This window comes from Eubacterium sp. Marseille-QA0814, assembly GCF_965119675.1.
GTDB lineage: Bacteria > Bacillota > Clostridia > Lachnospirales > Lachnospiraceae > Eubacterium_G.
The window spans coordinates 1,999,827-2,018,538 of the sequence record NZ_CBCPMG010000001.1 but is presented as its reverse complement, the minus strand read 5'-3'; the positions used below and the strand labels follow the sequence as shown (position 1 = coordinate 2,018,538).

The following is an 18,712-nucleotide window of genomic DNA, read 5'->3' as shown; positions in this document are numbered from 1 at the left end:
ATTCCTGCATTTGGCTGTTATCCCAATCTCTTGTAATTAGATTTTGAGATGAGACGTCAATTAACAGGAATCTTTTTTCATTTTTCCATAGTTTTATTTAATTTTTGTTTTATATTTTTTTATTTATTTGTTAATTATTTTATTTTTAGTTTTCTTTTTACTTAATCTCATAATTTTTAATACATTTCTATTGATTTTGTATTATGTCCTGGGTAATTTTTGCAATGAATTCCGAATTAGTAGGTCGGTATTTTCCTGAATCAATTATGTATCCATAATTTTCCTTATGGGTCTGATCATTCCAGGCGACCTCTATGGCATGCCTTATTGCTTTTTCAACTCTTTGTGCTGTAGAATGGTGTTTTTTTGCTACATCAGGATATAGAATCTTAGTCACTGCATCCAAAGCTTCCTCATTGTTTACAGCCTCTTTTACAGCAGTTATCATATATCTGTAGCCTTTTAATCTGGTTGGTATACCAACTGCATTAAGTTTTTCTGAAATAGCTTTATCAATTTTCTTATTGTCCTCAAAAACACTATAACTTAACCCTTTGGTGTTTTCTTTAGTCATAATTTCAGTTGTTGCAACTGTCCCCTCTTCAATTATTTCATTCATTCGTGTGTATATCTTCTTTACTTTCTTCACAACGATTTTTGTATCATAAGGTTTGGTGAGAACATAATCTACATTTCTGTGAAATGCCTCACAAATTAGCAAATCACTAGTAACTGTAGTTGTCATTATAAGTTTTGTCTTATCCGACACACCATACTCATTAATCTTATCTAACAATGTGTACCCATCGTATATAGGTAAAAGCAAATCAAATATAACGATATTGGGTTCTTCTCTTTTAAAAATTTCAAAAGCATCTTTTCCGTTGTCAGTAGCCCCCACTACTGCAATTTCTAAATCTTTTTCAAGTTCTTTTGTCAACTGTTGTTTTACAACTGTCTGACTTTCTGCAACCAATACTTTTAACTTCCCCATGTTGCCCCCTTCATTTATAAAACTTTTTCTTTTTGCATTCTTAGTTTTATTTTTTTCAACAATATTCGTTAAAAATATTTCTGTTTTTCATTTTGCAGGCATTTATCAATTGCCCTACAATCTCCTTTTTGTACTTTACTTTTTGAATCTCCCCCCTTCGTTAAGTTTACAATAATATGTTGCAAGTTAATTTTTGCAGATATTTAAACAAAATATTGCAATTTAAAATCTGCATTTTTATAATAGCTGTATTAGGAAAAAATTGAAAGTTATTGTTTTACACCAAATCTTTGCTCTAATCTATTACCTGGTGCAATTCAATACCTTTATGAGAGGGGTATGAAAATGAATATTGAAGCTAATAACAAATACGCTGAACAAAATCTTTTAAAATCAAACATTATAAAAAACATTAATAAAATACTTAATACTAACAACTGGTCAATTAGGAAACTTTCTGATTTTTCGGGGCTCCCCTATGAATCTGTGAAGAAACTTCTTTCCGGCAAAATAAAAAATCCAACTATTTACACTTTATACAAAATCAGTCAGGCTCTAGGATGTGGCATGGATTATCTTATTGGCTACGATATTGGTTGCAGTATACCTGCCGGTGAATTACCTCCAAGAGCATTTACTCTTCTTCAGGAAATTGCCCGTTTTGAACATTCAATTCAGCAAAACAATCAAACTAACGGTGTAATGGAAATCCCCGTATTGGTTCCTACAGGATTAGTCAAAGATGGCATGATTTACGATAGTATTTACACAGAAACCATTAACGCCTATGCATACTCAGACATTTGCGATAATATAATTATGTGTGGCATAAAAATATCAGGCAACTATCTTTCCCCTACATATCTTGATGGTGACATTCTGCTTATTGCAAGAGACCGTTTTCCTATCCCCGGAGAAGTTGGTATATTCTTAAAAGGTAAAGCTGTTTATATTAGAAGATATGAAAACGGACAACCTATGCGTCTGGTTCCTGTTACTAATAGTGGTGACACACTTTTCATAAATAACATTGACGTCATCCATTTTTTCGGAAGAGTAATCACTGTTATCAGAACATAAACTCTATAAATATAGTTGTGGGAGAATTATTAATTTTGCCATAAATCTTTTTGTAGAATTTGATATTCTCATCACTTTTTGCGATGTTTTGCACTAATTAATGTTTATTTCTGTACACATAATTTCTAATTTTTTTAGAATAAATTTTATATATTTTTCTAAATTTGTTAATGATTATATTGTTGCAATATGTCAGCAATTGTATTATTATATGAATATAAATTTTTAAATTTAAAGGAGGCTTTCATAATGGCTTACAAGATTAATGATGGATGCATCGGTTGTGGTGCATGTGCAGGTGCCTGCCCAGTTGGCGCTATTAGCGAAGGTGACGGAGCATTCGTTATCGATGCTAGTGCATGTATCGAATGTGGAGCTTGTACAGGATCATGTCCTACAGGTTCAATCGAATTAGATGCTTAATTAGAGATAGTAAAAGGAGACACCCCAAGGTTGTCTCCTTTTCTATTGCACATTATTCATTATTTAATTCTGCTAATAACCAACTTCTACATCTGTCCCATAGAATTACTTAATAGCTACCTACTGAGCCGGTGCTTTCTTTCCGATTTTCAAATCTCCCTTTTTCTTCTCTGCTGCCAGCTTTTTCTGTTTTTCCTGTTTAAGTCTTTGTTCTTCTTTTTTAGTTTTCTTCAGTAGAAGTTTTTCAGCTTTAAGTTGTTGCCTTTTTTCTCTTCTTGAAAGTTTTTGTTTGGAACGCATTGCCATATCTAACTTTTTATAGCGTTCTTCCTCTCTTTCGTCCTGAGTCCGCATTAGATAATTCATTTCTTTTAAAACTTTTTCGCTTACGTTTCCACTTACTTCCTTGCCTAATTCTCCGGCACTTTTCTTTAACGCCTTAGAAACAACCTTATCCATTATTGCCTGAAACTGTTCCATCTTGCTTTCGCGGCTCTCAATTGTCTCAACCTTCATCTGCTCTTTAAGCACCGGTGCGCTAACTGCTGTAGCTGTTAAAGCCATGTTATTTCTGCAATTATTATTTTTTCCTTCTTTTGTATCAGGGTCCGTCAGCATCATTTTAATTGTTCTAAGTCCATAGCCCTGATTTTTTAAGTCACGCACATTCTTCAACAAATTAATATGATTGTCGGTGTAATATCGATGCCCCATTTCATTTCTTGGTATGACTATATTAAGTTCTTCCTCCCAGTATCTTAAAACATGAGATTCTACTCCAAGCATCCTTGATGCATCTGAAATCATGTATCTCTTTTCCCCCATTTTAACCTCCTAAACCTGCCCCTTTAAAGGGTTTGAAATTCATACTAATTTCTTAACACCACAATTATAAGTCCATTATATTCCCCTATCAATAAAAATAGCACTGCAAAAAATGTAACCTTTTGCGGAGGTGTCGAAGAAGATATATTTATATACTTGAGCATACAAAAAACCTTTGAGACAAATTTAAAATCTGTTTCAAAGGTTTTCTACATATTAGCATTATCTATTAAAAATACTTTATATCTTCTTAGGCATACAACCATTTAAATCTGATCACCAGGTTGTTCTGCATCTTCGAATTTTGTAAACTGTGGTAACCATACCAATTCAACTTCACCTACAGGGCCGTTTCTCTGTTTAGCTACGTTAAGAATAATTCTGTTTCTGTCTTCTTCTTTTTTCTCCTTGTCGTAATATCTTGACATAAGCATTACAACGTCGGCATCCTGCTCGATAGAACCGGATTCACGAAGATCCGCCATAATAGGCTTTCTGTCTTCTCTTGTTTCAGATGCGCGGTTAAGCTGTGAAAGTGCAATTACGGGAACATTTAACTCTCTGGCAATACCCTTTAATGTTCTTGATATTTCTGCAATTTCCTGTTCACGGCTTCCGTGAGGCGTGTTAGTTGTCATCAACTGTAAGTAGTCTACAATAACCAACTGAATATCTTTCTCCAGTTTGAACTTTCTACACTTTGATCTCATTTCACCAATACTGATACCCGGTGTATCATCAATAATAATTCCTGAGTTACCAATGACATTGGCTGATTCTACTATATTTTCCCATTCGCTATCACTTAAATCACCAATACGGATTTTCTGTGAGCTAACCATTGAGTTCTGTGAAATTACACGGTTTATAAGCTGTTCGCTTGACATTTCCAAACTGAATATTGCTACCGGTATATTATGTTTTACTGCAATTGTTTCTGTTAAGTTAAGTACGAAGGCTGTTTTACCAACAGAAGGTCTGGCAGCTATAAGAATCAAATCGGAAGGCTGCAGACCTGACAACTGCTTGTCAAGCTTGGCAAATCCTGTTTCCAAACCTGTAATAGAACCTTTCGTCTGAGCTGCCTGTTCAATCTTGTCAAAAACATTTAAAACAATCTGTCTTACAGGAACATAATCTCCTGTATTACCTGTTTGAATCAAGTCAAAAATACTTTTCTCTGTTTCTTCAAGAATTGCCTCTAAAGGCTTGTTGCCTGCATAACATGTATTGGCAATACTCTCATTTGCCCTTATAAGATTTCTCATTACTGACTTTTCATATACAATATCCGCATACTGCTTTATGTTTGCAGATGTTGGAACCATATCTAAAATATTTCTAATAAAATCAATACTAATAACTTCTGAAGGAACGTCCATTTCTTCCAGTTTTGTTTTGATTGTAACCAGGTCACCCTCACGTCCTTCGTTATACAATTCAACCATTGCCTTAAACAATGAACCGTACTGTTTATTATAAAAATCCGCATCTGATAATTTTTCCATTGCAACTGTTATTGCTTCCTGGTCCATCATCATTGAGCCAATAACAGCCTGCTCCGCCTCGTTGCTATGAGGCATTATTCTTTTTACTACTGCTTCGTCCATAGTGCATCTCCATTCATAGTAAAATTATCGCAATACATCCTTAGACATATTGCGATTCTCTTAATTACTAATTATTTTGCTTCAACTTTTACTGCTAACTTTCCAACTACATCCTTGTGTAACTTAATGTTTACATTGTAAGTTCCAAGTGACTTAATTGCATCAGGAATAACAATCTTCTTTTTGTCAATATCCATTCCCAGCTGTTTCTTTGCTTCTAAAGCTATTTCTTTACTTGAAATTGAACCAAATACCTTGCCTTCAACTCCAGCCTGTATCTTAACAGTAACTGATTTGTCTTCTAAGTCCTTTGCCAAAGCCTGAGCAGCTTCTAATTTTTCTTTGGCAACTTTAGCTGCATTCTGCTGTTGAAGCTTTAAGTCATTTAAATTCTTTCCTGTTGCTTCTAAACCTAAATTCTTCTTTAATATGAAATTTCTTGCATATCCATCATTTACATTTACTATTTCGCCTTTTTTTCCAAGTGACTTTACGTCTTCTAATAAAATAACTTTCATTACATGTCTCCTTCTTCAATTCTTCTACTGATTGCGTTTTTAATCATCTGTGTTACTTCTCCTAAAGATGCGTCTTTAACCTGGGCTCCTGCCAGATTCATGTGACCGCCACCTCCAAACTCTTCCATAAGCACCTGAACATTAATTTTATCTAACGATCTTGCACTTATGTATATTAAATCATTGTATGGTGTACATACGAATGATGCTTTTACATTCTTAATGTTTAACAATTCATTAGCTGCCTGAGCACCTACAACTGTTGGTGATGAAACATTCTTTGCCGTACATACAGAAATTGCATAACAGTCCTTGTAAATTTCTGTATTCTGTACTGCTGCAGCTTTTGCCTTATAATCATTAATATCATCTCTAAACATTCGTCTGACTCTTGTTATGTCCGCACCGTTTTTCTTAAGGTATGCTGCCGCCTCGAAAGTTCTTACACCTGTTCTGTTGGTGAAATTATTTGTATCCACCATAATACCACCATAAAGTGCTTCGGCTTCTATTTTATTAATCTTCACTGTTTCCGGTATATACTGCATAATCTCTACAACCATTTCACATGTAGAAGATGATGCAAGTTCTATATATGACAACTGTGCGTTATCTATTACATCTTCTGATTGTCTATGATGATCGAAGACAACCAGACACTGTGCTCTTCTGACTAATTCAGGATATTCTGTATAAGCAGCTCTGTTACAGTCAACAACTATTAAGGCGTCATTTTTTCCTATTTTGGAAACTGCTTCGCTACCTGAAATAAACATGTCTTCAGCATAAATATCTGACTCATGGAACATTTGAGCTATGGGTATTACGCTACCTGAAATATCTTCTATTACAATGTGGGCTTTTTTACCAATTGTCTGAGCTATTCTATAAAATCCTATGGAAGCACCAAATGAATCGTTATCTCCAATATGGTGTCCCATTATAAATATTGTTTCCTTTGTTTCAATTAAATCTCTAAATGCTGTAGCTTTTACTCTTGATTTTACTTTTGTATTTTTCTCTACTGACTTGGACTTTCCACCATAATAATATACTTTGTTGCCTTCTTTTAGCACTGCCTGGTCACCACCACGTCCCAGTGCCATGTCAATGGCTGCTCTTGCGATCTCATAATTTGCCACTAAACCATTGCCACCTACACCTATACCAATACTAAGTGTAATTGGAAGTCCATTTCCAATATTTACTGTTTTTACTTCATCTAATATTGCAAACTTATTTGTCTGCATCTTGCTAACATATTTTGTTTTAAACATGACGAAATATTTATCATTTTCAAGCTTTCGTACAATTCCGTCATACTGTGTGAAATACTTATTTATTTTTCTATCTATTAACGCTACAAGCAATGTTCTTCTTGTTGGATCGATACTATTAAGAACTTCATCATAGTTATCAATATAAATATGACCTGTTACTAATTTTTCCTCTTTGTTCTCTTTGGCTAACTGGTGAATCAATGTCTCGTCAAACATATACATGGAAATTAACGCCCCACCACCACCAATCAATGGCACTAAAGCACTTTCTACGTTTTCCTCATTCATTGAGAATAATTTGAGAATTATCTTATACACTTTATTCTCGTGTTTAACTTCAAATTCACTTCTGCCCTCTTCATCAAATGAAAAGTCCTCTGCGGTTATTCCTTCAAAAACAGATGTAATAAGCTTATTTCTGATATTTTTTTCGCATATTTTATCCATTTCGTTGTTAGTCCACATTACCTTGCCGCTTTCATCTAAAAGACAATATGGTACTTCCATGTCACGTATCATTTTTCTTTGAACCTGACTGTACTCCGCTCCGAAATCAACAAGATTTCTCATAATATTAGGCTTAAACAATAAATACACTGTAGCAGATATACATAAATATAAAACTGCTGCAAATGTCATCAACACACCTGCCTTTATACTTATTGTAAACCCTAATGCCGCCATTACAATCCAAATAAAATTCAAGTATAATGGCCATCTAATATATTGGGGTAAATTTCCTTTAGCTTTTAATTTCTTCTCGTCCACCATTTTACTTCCTTTCAAAAAGGTATAAAAACCTAGTTTCGCTTAAATTATACCATATTTTATCTTTACAGTTAATATATTTTCCTTTAAAATCAAAGAAGTTATTTGCGAAGGAGAGATTTTTATGTTCAGAGTTTGGGGTAGAACCTTTAAAAGCAACAAAATGCTACAAAGCACTACAATTGAATTAGATATAGATGACACAAGAACCCATAAGATTTTCAAGGCTCTTGAGATGATTTGCGACGAATTTGATTTAAGCAATCCTATATGGCTTGAATCTAATATTAAGGAGTTCAAAAAAATTGCCCGCACAAGATTTTATGCGGACAGTTTTGTTGAATCTATTGATTTTGATTATCTGGATTTCTATGTAATCGAAGAGGACTAATTACATTGGTCCTCTCATTAGGAAATCCATAATTTTCTTTGAATCTTCTAATTCATGAGCTACTATTTCCATTTCAGGAATCTGTGCTGATGAAGAGAAAATTGTTGAAAGTGAAACAAGCTGACATAACTTAGATTTAAGGTTAAGTCTGTCCCCGTCATCTGTGATAAGTTCAACCTTTCCCTCACAACTGTCTATTACTTTTAAAAATTCTTCCGGATTATCGATATTCTTAATCTTCATAATTGTATTTCCTTTCTATCTTGATTTTTATTTTAGTTTAAAACTTTAATTATAATTTTTTATTTTGGTTTCAATATAATTCTAATCTTTATTTCAAAACTTAATTACAACTTTAGTTTTAATTTTATTTATTTTTCTGTTTTTCTTCAATTTCTTTTAGCATGTCAATTCTAACCTGATGTCTTCCACCTTCATATTCAGCTTCAAGCCACTGGTCTACTATCATTTTTGCAAGTTCAATACCAACAACTCTTGCGCCAAAAGCAATTATGTTTGTATTATTGTGCTGTTTTGATAACTTTGCACTATAAGGTTCACTACATACACATGCTCTGATGCCATTTACTTTGTTTGCTGCAAGCGAAATTCCAACTCCTGTTCCACAAATTAATACGCCACAGTCAACCTCACCTGCAACAACAGCATTTGCAACTGCTTCCCCATATTCAGGATAGTTACATCTTTCAGTTGAATCTGTACCGAAATTAACAACTTCATGGCCTTTTTCTTCAAGGTATGCCTTAATTTCATTCTTCATTTCTACTGCAACATGATCATTTCCAATTCCAATTTTCATTTTTCTACCTCTCATAATTTTCATATTTTAGTCGAGAAAATATTAAGAAATATCTCCTTTAAAAATTAATATGTTATACAGTAAATAACCTGTTATACAATAATATATTCTTCTGCACCCTTTACAACCTCTGTTACTTTATTACAGATGATTGTTGCCTGATTCAAGTCAAGAACTTTACATAAGGTGCTTTTTCCTGATTTGCTACTATCTGCTAAAATATAAGCTTTCTTAGCATTTTTGCATACAATTCGCTTCTTCTCAGCTTCAAGTAGATCTGGTGTATTATATCCTGCCTCAAGGGAAAAACCAGACATTCCAACAAATGCCTTATCAAAATAGTAACTCTTTAAGAAATTGTTTGTTGTAATTCCTCTAATTGATGCTGTTGCTATATTAATCTCTCCGCCGGCAATAATACATTTAATGTTAGGACTTTGTAGTTCAGAATATATTAATGCGTTCGTTGTCACTACTGTTATATTCTTGTCTCTTAAATATTTCATCATATCTAAAGCTGTACTACCTGAATCAATGTAAATGGAATCTCCATCTTCAACTAATTCGGCTGCTGCTTTAGCAATTCTATCTTTCTCACTGACATTTTTCATTTTCTTTGACATGACAGGGATTTCATAGCTGTCTCTTTTTAAACAAGCGCCACCGCCTCTAAGTAAAGTAATCTCGCCTTCACGTTCCATGGTCTTAAGATCTCTTCTAACCGTAGACTCTGACACTCCACCTAAGGCCTCACAAAACTCATCTAAAGATACAACCTCATTTTGTTCCAGTAATTGTGCGATTTGCAATCTTCTCTCATAAGGTATCATATCTTTTTCCTCCTACTCTCTATAATATCCTTTAGCCAATAAAAATGTCAATAATAATCGGTGTTTACATAACTTCTTCTAATGTTGGCATGGATGGCTGTGCTCCGCATCTGCATACAGTTACTGCACTGCACTTTGTTGCGAATCTGCAAGCCTCTGTCAATGTTAATCCTTCAACAATAGAATGGCTTACTGCCCCAATATATGAATCTCCGGCTCCGGTTGTTTCCACTGCATCGACCTTCTTTGCCGGAATAACTTCGATTGTACCATTTTCATATACTACAGCCCCAAGTGATCCTAATGTAATAATCACGTTATTATTGTATTTTTCGGCTAATTTCTTTATTTCTTCTTTTGCTTTATCTACTGAATCAACAGTTTCCTTACAGTAAAAAGATGCCTCAACCTCATTTACTACAAGTATATCTACTTTTGCAAGATATTCGTCCGGTATTTCAATCGCAGGCGCTGCATTTAACACAACTATACAACCTGCTTCTTTTGCTTTGTCAATTCCATATTCTATCATTGGCACAGGAATTTCGTTTTGTAAAATACAAACCTTTGACTCCTTTAATGCCGGCATGGCTTTGTCTATATCTTCTTTTTTAATCTGGAAATTTGCACCTCTTACAATGCTGGCATAAACGCTACCGTCTTCTAATGCGTGTATAATTCCCATTCCGCTACTGCCTTCAACTTTTCTAATGAATCTTGTATCAACTCCGTACTGTTTTGCTGTACAAACCAAAAAGTCTGCTGATGCATCAGTTCCAACGCAACCTACCATATATGTTGGTGTTTTTAATTTAGCTGTCTGCACTGCCTGATTTGCGCCTTTTCCACCGGCACTAAATGTAGAATTATCTACTGCCATTGTTTCGCCTTTATAAGGTAGTCTATCTACTTTTAAGATAACATCATAATTTAAACTGCCTATTACAGTGATTTTATTTTTCACTTTCTTACCTCCTGCCATCTGTTAAAAAAGAAAGGCGCAAAGTTTAAATCCTTGCGCCTTTTTATAATTCAAATGCTTTGAAAATATATTAGTGCCGCAATACTGTGTGCTATTTGCGGTTTTGTTTTGTAGCTTAAAACTAAGCTGTCTTTTTATGTCTTGAAACGAATCCCTTAATATCCTGCTGGATGAATTCGAAGTATGAAGCTACGATGATAATAATACCAGTTACTACGAACTGCCAGAAAGAATCTACGTTGATTACTACCATACCTACTTTTAATACTGCAAGCATTAATGCTCCGAAGAATGTACCAAGGGCTGTACCTTTACCACCTGCCATTCTTGTTCCACCAATAGCTGCTGCTGCGATGGCATTTGTTTCATATGCCTGACCTGCTGTTGCTTCTGCTGAACCTAAGCTTGCTAACATAATCATACCTGCGATTGCTGCACAGATTCCACAGAAAATGTATGCTACATATTTTGTTTTGATTACGTTTACACCTGAAAGTTTAGCTGCTTCTTCGTTTCCACCGATTGCATATAAGTAATCACCACTTCTCATCTTTGATAAAATAATGTGAGCAATTACGAATACTACTACCATTACTACAATGTAACTTCTAACGCCGGCAAATATTTCACCGTTGAAAATGTTTCTGTATGATTCTGGAACATTTGTTACCGGTACGCCTCCTGTTACTACGTAAGCAATACCTCTGTATAAACTCATTGTACCAAGTGTAGCAATGAAAGGCTGTAATTTTAATTTGTTAATTAAGAATCCGTTAAATGCACCAAGAACTGCACCGATTACGATACCAACAACAATTGCTAATACTGGATTCATTCCATAAGTTACTGTACATGACGCAACTACGATACCGGTTATGGCGTATGTACAACCTACTGAAAGGTCGATACCACCTGTTATGATTGTGAACATCATACCTACGGCAAGAATACCATTTAATACCATTTGCTGTAAAACTGTTATAAAGTTACTATAATTCAAAAAGTTTTTATTTAGTGCTGTAAATACTACACACATAGCGATTGTAGCAATGAGAACTACAAATTCTCGCTTATACTTATTCCAAATATTTTTCATTTTATTTACCTCCAATTGCCAAATCAAGAATTGAATCTTCGTCAAAATCAACTTCGTTTGTAAGCTCAGCAGTTATCTTTCCTTCACTCATAATGATAATTCTATCACTAATACCCATTGCTTCAGGTAATTCTGAAGATACCACTATGATACTTTTTCCTGCTTCTACAAGTTCCTCCATAAGTCTGTAAATTTCAGCTTTAGCACCTACGTCTACACCCTTTGTTGGTTCATCGAAAATGATAATATCTACATCTGTAGACATCCATCTTGCTAAAATAACTTTCTGCTGGTTACCACCTGACATATTACTTGTCATATAATCGACACGTCTTGGATGTACATCCATTTCCTCAAAAAACTTTTCAGCATTTTTGACTTTCTTCTTTGTGTCTGTAAATGGTCCTGTCATATATTTCTCTAAACTGGAAATAGCTATGTTTTCATAATTGTTTGATAGATTCATAAATCCCTGTGTTTTTCTATCTTCCGGTAATAAACCTATTCCGGCTCTCAAAGCCTTTGTAGTATTCCAGCCGCTCTTTACCTCTTTGCCTTTTAAAACAATCTTTCCTGAAGTTCTCTGGTCAGCTCCAATGATTGTTCTCATTACCTCTGTTCTTCCTGCTCCTACCAAGCCGAAGAAACCAAGGATTTCACCTTTATGAAGTTCAAAACTTACGTCTTGATAATTTTCGTTTGTTAAATGTTCTACACTTAAAACAACCTCGTCTGTTCGTGGACTTGGTTTTGTTCTTGAAGCCACTGCTGCTACATCTCTACCTACCATTGCATGAATTAATTCTTCTCTGGTAGTATTTTTAATGTCCATTGTCTGGATATATTCCCCATCTCTTAAAATGGAAGCTCTATCACAGATTTGGAAAATTTCTTCCAATCTATGGCTTACATATAAAATAGTTACGCCCTGTTTCTTTAGTTTTCTTACTACATCAAACAAAGCTTCTGTTTCTTTCATTGTAATTGATGCTGTTGGCTCATCAAGAGAGATAATTGTTGAATGATGGTACAATGCTCTTGCAATTGCCAACATCTGCATTTCACCTGCTGTCAATGTACTTACTAAATCTGATGATTTAAAGTTACAATTTAATTCTGCCAGTATTTCATCAACTTCTCTATTCATTTTCTTGAAGTCTATAAAGACTCCTTTTTTAGGTTCATAACCCATTGTTACATTTTGACCAACAGTAAGATCTTTTACTACTAAAGTTTCCTGATGAACTTTAGATATTTTGCCATTTACAATAGCATCATTTGTGTCTTTAAAGCTTACTTTCTCTCCATGAAGCTTTACTTCGCCTTCATATTCCGGATAAACCCCATGTAATATATTTAATAGTGTGGATTTTCCTGCACCATTTTCACCTAATAATGCGTGAACCTCTCCTTCCTCTACAGAAAAAGATATATCTTTAAGGACGTGTACTCCTGGAAAGCGTTTGTTAATATTAACAAATTCAACAGCCTTCGCCATAATAGTTCCTCCTTTTTATAGATGGGAGAAAGCAGTGCCTTCTCCCATTGTAAAATTACCTTTTATTTTCAAGTTAAATTATTTTGCAACATATGTTGGATCTTTCCATCCAATGATCTGAGCTGCATCTTCGTTTACATTTGATGAATCAATAAGTGCCTGTGGAGTATGTACTACTCTTGGGATATCCTGTCCATCTAAAATTCTTAATGTTACTTCTGTAGCAACCTGTGACATATAGTATCCAAATGAATCTACTGTTGCATCAAGCTTTCCGGCTTTGATTGAATCATAAGCTTCACCAATACCATCAACACCTACTACTAAAATGTCAGCCTTAGCTTCTTCTACAGCTTCAACTACACCTAAAGCCATATCATCATTGTTACAGAAGATTGCCTTTAAGTCAGGTTTCTGCTGAATCCATGTGCTTGCTAATTCTTTAGCTTTCTGACGATCCCAGTCAGCGTTCTGTTCTGCTACTACATTAAGTCCTGACTTGTTGTCTTTAATCCAACCCTTGAATCCTGCTGTTCTTTCACGAGCTGCGAAAGCTTTTGCCATACCTACAACGATAGCAACATCACCCTTGTCACCAAGTTTCTTTGAAACCCATTCAGCTGCTAATTCACCATTCTGGTATGCATCAGGTCCTACAAAGTAATCTGCTGCTGAAATTAATCCATCGTTTACGTTTATTGTAGGGATTTTTTTGTTCTTAGCATTATCTACTGATGATGTTAAGTTTGAATCTGAGATTGGGCTTAACATTAATGCACTGTATCCCTGGTTTACAAGGTTATCTGTCATTGTCTGCTGTCCGATTTCATCACCTTCATCTGTTGTTCCATCTACTTTTACTGTTATATCAACTCCGGCTTTCTTAATAACCTTTGCTGACTGTTCATAACCATTCTTAAAGTTACGCCAAAATTCATTTGAGAATGATTTTGCGATGGCACCTAACTTTAAGTCACTTGCAACCTTAACTTCTTCTCCGTTGTCCTTACGGATATCTTCGATTGTCTTGCTGTCTTCAATCTTATCTGGGTTGAAGTCCTCTGTTGCCTGTGTTTCATTGTTCGCTTTTGTTGTTTTGTCTGAACTCTGTGATGAGCTACCGCAGCCAACTAATCCGAACACCATTGTTGCTGCTAATGCTACTGCTAAAATTTTCTTTCTCATTTGCATTTTCTCCTTTTTCTTTTATAAAATTTCTTATTTTAACATGTCCAGTACAAGGCGATGGGCCTCTACACCGTCACGTTTAGATACAACTTCTGCGATTCTGTCCATTCCGATTTCATCAATTATTTTTGAAATCTTTTCGAAAGAATCAATGTTTGCCTGAGTTTCTGCTTTGGCATTTTCTCTAATTGGGAATGTGTCAAAGAACACAACTCCCTGATAATTATATTTCTTTAAGTAGTAAATGAACTCCGCCGCATGTGCTATGTTTACTGATCCAAAAATCATTCCGCTATCCATTTGTGAATATCCGTCATTCATATGTAATCCGTATAGCTTACCCATACTTGCGGCTATCGCCAGACCGTATGCCGGGCTGTCTCTCTTCATTAGCATATGGCAAAAATCTAATGTACATCCAACATTCGGTCTGTCAATTTCCTTTATAAGGAGGAGGGTCATTCCTGTACTATCTATCATTGAAAAGTTCCTTGGTTCAAATGGTTTGTATTCAATGCTTATTTTCAAATCAGGTGCATAATCAGCAACCTCTCTAAAAGCATCTATTAATTGATTCCAGGCTTCTTCGTAATCAAGTTGGAATGCATAATCAAAACCATCATTCTCCATCCAGAGGGTAATGTATGTTCCGCCAAGCTCTCTACAAATCTCTGCGGCTTCTTTGCAATACTGAATAGCTTTTTCTCTTAATTCCTTATCAGGATTAGTGAAGTCGCCATTTGTAAAATAATTTCTCCATCTTACTGCAAGACCATTTACCTTTAAGTCTCCAATTGCTTTCTTAATTTCTTCTAAATCATATCCTGCGAAATGTTCCGGATAGTTAAATTCTAAATGTGTAATTCCGTCCATTTCGTGATATGCCTTAATTGCATCAAAGACGTTCTGGCCTTTTAATATAAATGAATTAAATCTTCCTGCGTAGTTCATAATACCTTCCTTTCTATGTTTCTCTTTATCTTTCATTGTCTTTAGTTCTTTTTGCTTGATTTCATTTTCTTTCAAATGTTTTCATCTGTTGTCATAATTGTATAACTCTTTTCATTATTCGTCAATACTTTTCATTATTTTTCACGTTTTGCACAGTTTTAAAGTTGTTCTTTTGTGCATATTGTATAATTTATTGTGATAAAACGTTACATTTTTCGTCAAATCTTCTGTTTTCTTATTGTGGCAGAATAAAAAAAGTGTCATTTTCTTTCACTTTCTTTCATTTTTCCAAAAAAATCGTGAATGAAAACAACACTTTTATTATGTATTTATTATATTTTAATCAAACTTAAGACTTATAACATTGTTAGTCAAAACCAAATACTTACTCTATACTGATTTTCAGCCATTCCAATCTTAAACTTATACTAAAGTCTTAGCATAGATAATGGCACCTTTTACACCATTGTCAACTTTATCTTCTGAATACTGCACCTTCAAAGTTTCTGCAGGATATGGTTTTCTCATACGAACGTATAATCTCTCTTCTAAATAATCTTTTGGGAATCCTTTCATGTTAATTACTCCTCCGCCAAAAATTACTGAATGAGGATTCAAAATATTTATTTCCGAACATGCAACACAAGCAATATTGTCAACAAAATTTTTCAACACTGAATCATTGCTCTTCATGACAAATAAATCATTCATATCAATGTCTGGAAAATATTCATCCTTAATTTCTACTAATTTCCAACCTGAAGCATAACATTCAGAGCAGCCGATGTTTCCACATCCACATCTGTCTTGTCCACCTATCATCGGAATGTGTCCAAGTTCTCCAGCCACTCCATCACGACCTACAAGTGGTTCTCCATTAATAAAAATCGCATTTCCTACACCTGTTCCAATATAAATTCCTACACCAATTCCTTCATTAGATAATTTCTTGTCATATTTATCCCAATAGTAAAGCATATTAACATCTCTGTCCAATGCTACCTTAACACCAAGGTGCTTTTCCAATTCCTCACCAAGAAACAGATGATCCATTCCCTTTATGTTTGGAACCTGAAGAATTTCTTTTCTATCCGCACTTAATGCTGCAGGAATTCCAATTGCAATTTGCTTAACTTCAAATTCATTACAATTTCTTTTAATATAGTCTTCCAGAACCTTAGCCATACTCTCAGAAATATTGCCATCTTTGAAAGTTTCCTTGCTTGATATTCTTTCAAAATCTGCCAAATCACCATTCTCATCTGTATGACCTATTCTGATATTTGTACCACCTATATCTATTCCAATAACACACTCTTTGTTCATAGGCCTCTCCTTATCTTATAAAGCTCTTAAATTTTCAATTAATTCTTTATATGGCTTTCCTTTTCCAAATAATGAAGATGTTCCAAGAATAAATCCTTTAACACCTACTTTTGATAAAGTTTCAACTCTTTCCGGTGAACATGCTCCATCAAGCATAACTTCATATCCATACTTTTCTTTCATATCAACTAATTGCTGAATTTTCTCATCAACTGATGGAATATATTTCTGTCCTGCAAATCCAGGATTAACACTCATTACCATTACATAATCTACAAATGGTAATAATGGCTTAATAGTTTCCACAGCCGTTCCAGGATTAATTGCTATTCCTGGTTTTGCTCCCGCATCCTTAATTGACTGAAGTGTTCTTGTTGGATGAACATCTGCTTCAGGATGAATATAAATAATATCAATTCCAAGCTTTGCAAATTTCTCCACATAGTTGCCAGGATTTTCAATCATAAGATGAGCATCTACAGGAATTGTTGACTTCTTGCAAATAAATTCTACATCTTGTAATCCCATTCCAAAGTTTGGAACAAACTGTCCATCCATAATGTCAATGTGAAAAATGTCTACTCCTGCATCAACCAACTCCTGAACCTCTTTTTCTAAATTTCCATAATTAGCACACATCATTGATGGGCATAATAATTTTTCCATTGCAATACCTTCCTTTCATTTTGTAATTTTATTCCTACTTCAATGTAAACGTTTACATTCGTTTGCAATTAAAAGAAACTGCATCCACAGCTTCCTTATTTATTTTTAGTTTATACTGTAGCAAATACAATGTCAATGATAATTTTTCCAAACTTTTTCATTTTTTTTCATTGTTATCTACCAAATGTAACATTTCCATCTTTGGTATATTGGTTCTTCTATACACTTTCTCTTTTTATAATTTCAATTGGTAATACTATTTTTTTGTTTATTACTTCTACCTCATTCATTAATTTTTCTAATTGTAAAACAGCTATTTTCACCATTTCATCAATTGGCTGTTTCACAGTTGATATTGATGTGGTTGCTATGGCAGATGCTATACTATTGTCGTATCCAAATACTTTTACTTCCTTTGGAACTTGTATTTTTAGTTCCTTTAAAGCCTTCATTACTCCAATGGCAATTATATCTGTTGTAGAGAATATACCATCTACATTTTTATTTTCCCTAATATATTTCTTTGCTTTTTCATAACCATCAATCTGAGATATTTTTCCTGTTTTAATCAATTTCGACTTTAATCCTGCTTCATCCATAGCTTTCCTGTAACCTAAATATCTATTTTTGTGTGTTGAAACATTGTGTTCTGGACTTATACAAATTACATTTTTGCATCCGTTTTCTATCATTTCCGTTGTCGCCTGATACCCTCCTTCAACATTATCACTCTCCACAACTACAACCTCTTCACCTTCAAGGTACATTGGTTCTCTGTCAATATAAACTGTCGGCATTGGAATTGCTTTTTTTCTCTTTCTTGTAGAGGAAACAATATGAATTATTCCAGCAACTTGCTGAGCCTGCAACATATCCAAACATTGGTTTTCTATTCTGTAATCTTCATTTGTATTACAAATAATACTAGCATAACCTTTTTCGAAAAAAAGCATTTGAACTTTTTGAGCAATTTCACTAAAAAATTCATTGGAAATATCAGGAACAATAATTCCTATAATGGTAGATTTTCTAGTTCTAATTCCTTTTGCCAAAAGGTTAGGAACATAATTGTTTTCTTCCATAACCTTCAATATTTTCTTTTCAGTATCTTTTGCCACTTTTCCGTTTTTGTTAATTACTCTTGATACAGTTGCAATAGATACCCCTGCCATTCTGGCAATATCTTTGATTGATAAATTGTTGCTCATGATTACTTCCTTTTGAATTTTTGATTATAGCTTATTTTCAAGATTTGAATGTCAAAATGCCCAAATCTTGTTCCGCGCTTCGCACTTTCAAAATTATGCAAATGCAAGCGGGGCAAAACCTTTTGACACTGTAATCATTATAAAATAACTAAATTTACTTATCAACTATAGAACCGTAAACGTATCTTGCGACATTATTTGTTCTGGATACGTGCCTATTCAATAACTATTTTCTTTTGCAACGAGATTTCTTTCTAT

At 34.2% G+C, this 18,712-nt stretch carries 19 protein-coding genes; 3 read left to right on the top strand and 16 right to left on the bottom strand.

Features of this window, described 5'->3' with window-relative positions; genetic code table 11:
- Positions 1 to 187 precede the first annotated feature (187 nt).
- Complete coding sequence (locus ACQY63_RS09345; RefSeq protein WP_428245095.1) at positions 188 to 994, bottom strand: sporulation initiation factor Spo0A C-terminal domain-containing protein; 807 nt, start codon at positions 992 to 994, stop codon at positions 188 to 190.
- 339 nt (positions 995 to 1,333) lie between these two features.
- On the opposite strand from ACQY63_RS09345, the gene ACQY63_RS09340 reads away from it, so the two are divergent.
- Both ACQY63_RS09340 and ACQY63_RS09335 read left to right on the top strand, forming a co-directional pair.
- Positions 1,334 to 2,074 carry a helix-turn-helix domain-containing protein gene (locus ACQY63_RS09340; protein ID WP_302690116.1) on the top strand — a complete coding sequence of 247 codons (741 nt, stop codon included), beginning with the start codon at positions 1,334 to 1,336 and terminating at the stop codon, positions 2,072 to 2,074.
- A 249-nt stretch (positions 2,075 to 2,323) separates the two neighbouring features.
- Positions 2,324 to 2,497, top strand: a complete 174-nt coding sequence (locus ACQY63_RS09335; RefSeq protein WP_117999954.1) for a DUF362 domain-containing protein — start codon at positions 2,324 to 2,326, stop codon at positions 2,495 to 2,497.
- A gap of 120 nt (positions 2,498 to 2,617) precedes the next feature.
- Here the strand turns inward: ACQY63_RS09335 and ACQY63_RS09330 are convergent, their stop codons facing one another.
- The 4 genes from ACQY63_RS09330 to ACQY63_RS09315 all read right to left on the bottom strand — a co-directional run bounded on the left by ACQY63_RS09330 (position 2,618) and on the right by ACQY63_RS09315 (position 7,501).
- Positions 2,618 to 3,322 (bottom strand): helix-turn-helix domain-containing protein, encoded by a 705-nt coding sequence (locus ACQY63_RS09330; RefSeq protein WP_428245094.1) that lies wholly within the window; start codon positions 3,320 to 3,322, stop codon positions 2,618 to 2,620.
- A gap of 266 nt (positions 3,323 to 3,588) precedes the next feature.
- Positions 3,589 to 4,932 carry a replicative DNA helicase gene (gene dnaB / locus ACQY63_RS09325; protein ID WP_117999956.1) on the bottom strand — a complete coding sequence of 448 codons (1,344 nt, stop codon included), beginning with the start codon at positions 4,930 to 4,932 and terminating at the stop codon, positions 3,589 to 3,591.
- Between the two features lie 71 nt (positions 4,933 to 5,003).
- A complete protein-coding gene (gene rplI, locus ACQY63_RS09320) occupies positions 5,004 to 5,450 on the bottom strand; it encodes a 50S ribosomal protein L9 (RefSeq protein ID WP_022165111.1) in 447 nt (148 codons plus the stop codon).
- A complete protein-coding gene (locus ACQY63_RS09315; RefSeq protein WP_412335970.1) occupies positions 5,450 to 7,501 on the bottom strand; it encodes a DHH family phosphoesterase in 2,052 nt (683 codons plus the stop codon). Before ACQY63_RS09315 ends, rplI begins: the two co-directional genes overlap by 1 nt.
- Positions 7,502 to 7,622: 121 nt before the next feature.
- Between ACQY63_RS09315 and ACQY63_RS09310 the strand changes: the two genes are divergently transcribed.
- Positions 7,623 to 7,889, top strand: a complete 267-nt coding sequence (locus ACQY63_RS09310) for a hypothetical protein (RefSeq protein WP_022165113.1) — start codon at positions 7,623 to 7,625, stop codon at positions 7,887 to 7,889.
- Here ACQY63_RS09310 and ACQY63_RS09305 read toward each other — a convergent pair whose 3' ends face one another.
- The 11 genes from ACQY63_RS09305 to ACQY63_RS09255 all read right to left on the bottom strand — a co-directional run bounded on the left by ACQY63_RS09305 (position 7,890) and on the right by ACQY63_RS09255 (position 18,454).
- Positions 7,890 to 8,132, bottom strand: a complete 243-nt coding sequence (locus ACQY63_RS09305; protein WP_022165114.1) for a hypothetical protein — start codon at positions 8,130 to 8,132, stop codon at positions 7,890 to 7,892.
- Positions 8,133 to 8,256: 124 nt separating this feature from the next.
- On the bottom strand, positions 8,257 to 8,709 hold the full coding sequence (gene rpiB, locus ACQY63_RS09300; RefSeq protein ID WP_022165115.1) for a ribose 5-phosphate isomerase B: 453 nt from the start codon (positions 8,707 to 8,709) through the stop codon (positions 8,257 to 8,259).
- Between the two features lie 92 nt (positions 8,710 to 8,801).
- Complete coding sequence (locus ACQY63_RS09295; RefSeq protein ID WP_022165116.1) at positions 8,802 to 9,539, bottom strand: DeoR/GlpR family DNA-binding transcription regulator; 738 nt, start codon at positions 9,537 to 9,539, stop codon at positions 8,802 to 8,804.
- Positions 9,540 to 9,603: 64 nt separating this feature from the next.
- Entirely contained in the window at positions 9,604 to 10,503 is a 900-nt protein-coding gene (locus ACQY63_RS09290; protein ID WP_302690120.1) for a ribokinase, read from the bottom strand.
- 139 nt (positions 10,504 to 10,642) lie between these two features.
- Positions 10,643 to 11,617: an ABC transporter permease gene (locus ACQY63_RS09285; RefSeq protein WP_296963618.1), complete on the bottom strand. Its 975-nt coding sequence runs from the start codon at positions 11,615 to 11,617 to the stop codon at positions 10,643 to 10,645.
- A gap of 1 nt (position 11,618) precedes the next feature.
- Complete coding sequence (locus ACQY63_RS09280; RefSeq protein ID WP_022165119.1) at positions 11,619 to 13,115, bottom strand: sugar ABC transporter ATP-binding protein; 1,497 nt, start codon at positions 13,113 to 13,115, stop codon at positions 11,619 to 11,621.
- Between the two features lie 78 nt (positions 13,116 to 13,193).
- A complete protein-coding gene (locus ACQY63_RS09275; protein ID WP_412335968.1) occupies positions 13,194 to 14,300 on the bottom strand; it encodes a sugar ABC transporter substrate-binding protein in 1,107 nt (368 codons plus the stop codon).
- Between the two features lie 33 nt (positions 14,301 to 14,333).
- Entirely contained in the window at positions 14,334 to 15,254 is a 921-nt protein-coding gene (locus ACQY63_RS09270) for a sugar phosphate isomerase/epimerase family protein (protein WP_428245093.1), read from the bottom strand.
- 423 nt (positions 15,255 to 15,677) lie between these two features.
- Complete coding sequence (gene alsK, locus ACQY63_RS09265) at positions 15,678 to 16,580, bottom strand: allose kinase (protein ID WP_412335964.1); 903 nt, start codon at positions 16,578 to 16,580, stop codon at positions 15,678 to 15,680.
- Positions 16,581 to 16,595: 15 nt separating this feature from the next.
- On the bottom strand, positions 16,596 to 17,246 hold the full coding sequence (rpe, locus tag ACQY63_RS09260; RefSeq protein ID WP_022165123.1) for a ribulose-phosphate 3-epimerase: 651 nt from the start codon (positions 17,244 to 17,246) through the stop codon (positions 16,596 to 16,598).
- 218 nt (positions 17,247 to 17,464) lie between these two features.
- Entirely contained in the window at positions 17,465 to 18,454 is a 990-nt protein-coding gene (locus tag ACQY63_RS09255; protein WP_428245092.1) for a LacI family DNA-binding transcriptional regulator, read from the bottom strand.
- Positions 18,455 to 18,712 lie beyond the last annotated feature (258 nt).

What these genes read in the sequence shown, in the direction of transcription:
- ACQY63_RS09270 (WP_428245093.1), bottom strand. Translation starts at nt 15,254, where the DNA reads ATGAACTACGCAGGAAGATTTAATTCATTTATATTAAAAGGCCAGAAC.
- ACQY63_RS09345 (WP_428245095.1), bottom strand. Translation starts at nt 994, where the DNA reads ATGGGGAAGTTAAAAGTATTGGTTGCAGAAAGTCAGACAGTTGTAAAA.
- ACQY63_RS09305 (WP_022165114.1), bottom strand. Translation starts at nt 8,132, where the DNA reads ATGAAGATTAAGAATATCGATAATCCGGAAGAATTTTTAAAAGTAATA.
- ACQY63_RS09330 (WP_428245094.1), bottom strand. Translation starts at nt 3,322, where the DNA reads ATGGGGGAAAAGAGATACATGATTTCAGATGCATCAAGGATGCTTGGA.
- ACQY63_RS09295 (WP_022165116.1), bottom strand. Translation starts at nt 9,539, where the DNA reads ATGATACCTTATGAGAGAAGATTGCAAATCGCACAATTACTGGAACAA.
- ACQY63_RS09280 (WP_022165119.1), bottom strand. Translation starts at nt 13,115, where the DNA reads ATGGCGAAGGCTGTTGAATTTGTTAATATTAACAAACGCTTTCCAGGA.
- rpe (WP_022165123.1), bottom strand. Translation starts at nt 17,246, where the DNA reads ATGGAAAAATTATTATGCCCATCAATGATGTGTGCTAATTATGGAAAT.
- dnaB (WP_117999956.1), bottom strand. Translation starts at nt 4,932, where the DNA reads ATGGACGAAGCAGTAGTAAAAAGAATAATGCCTCATAGCAACGAGGCG.
- rplI (WP_022165111.1), bottom strand. Translation starts at nt 5,450, where the DNA reads ATGAAAGTTATTTTATTAGAAGACGTAAAGTCACTTGGAAAAAAAGGC.
- ACQY63_RS09340 (WP_302690116.1), top strand. Translation starts at nt 1,334, where the DNA reads ATGAAAATGAATATTGAAGCTAATAACAAATACGCTGAACAAAATCTT.
- ACQY63_RS09255 (WP_428245092.1), bottom strand. Translation starts at nt 18,454, where the DNA reads ATGAGCAACAATTTATCAATCAAAGATATTGCCAGAATGGCAGGGGTA.
- ACQY63_RS09275 (WP_412335968.1), bottom strand. Translation starts at nt 14,300, where the DNA reads ATGAGAAAGAAAATTTTAGCAGTAGCATTAGCAGCAACAATGGTGTTC.
- ACQY63_RS09315 (WP_412335970.1), bottom strand. Translation starts at nt 7,501, where the DNA reads ATGGTGGACGAGAAGAAATTAAAAGCTAAAGGAAATTTACCCCAATAT.
- rpiB (WP_022165115.1), bottom strand. Translation starts at nt 8,709, where the DNA reads ATGAAAATTGGAATTGGAAATGATCATGTTGCAGTAGAAATGAAGAAT.
- alsK (WP_412335964.1), bottom strand. Translation starts at nt 16,580, where the DNA reads ATGAACAAAGAGTGTGTTATTGGAATAGATATAGGTGGTACAAATATC.
- ACQY63_RS09335 (WP_117999954.1), top strand. Translation starts at nt 2,324, where the DNA reads ATGGCTTACAAGATTAATGATGGATGCATCGGTTGTGGTGCATGTGCA.
- ACQY63_RS09285 (WP_296963618.1), bottom strand. Translation starts at nt 11,617, where the DNA reads ATGAAAAATATTTGGAATAAGTATAAGCGAGAATTTGTAGTTCTCATT.
- ACQY63_RS09310 (WP_022165113.1), top strand. Translation starts at nt 7,623, where the DNA reads ATGTTCAGAGTTTGGGGTAGAACCTTTAAAAGCAACAAAATGCTACAA.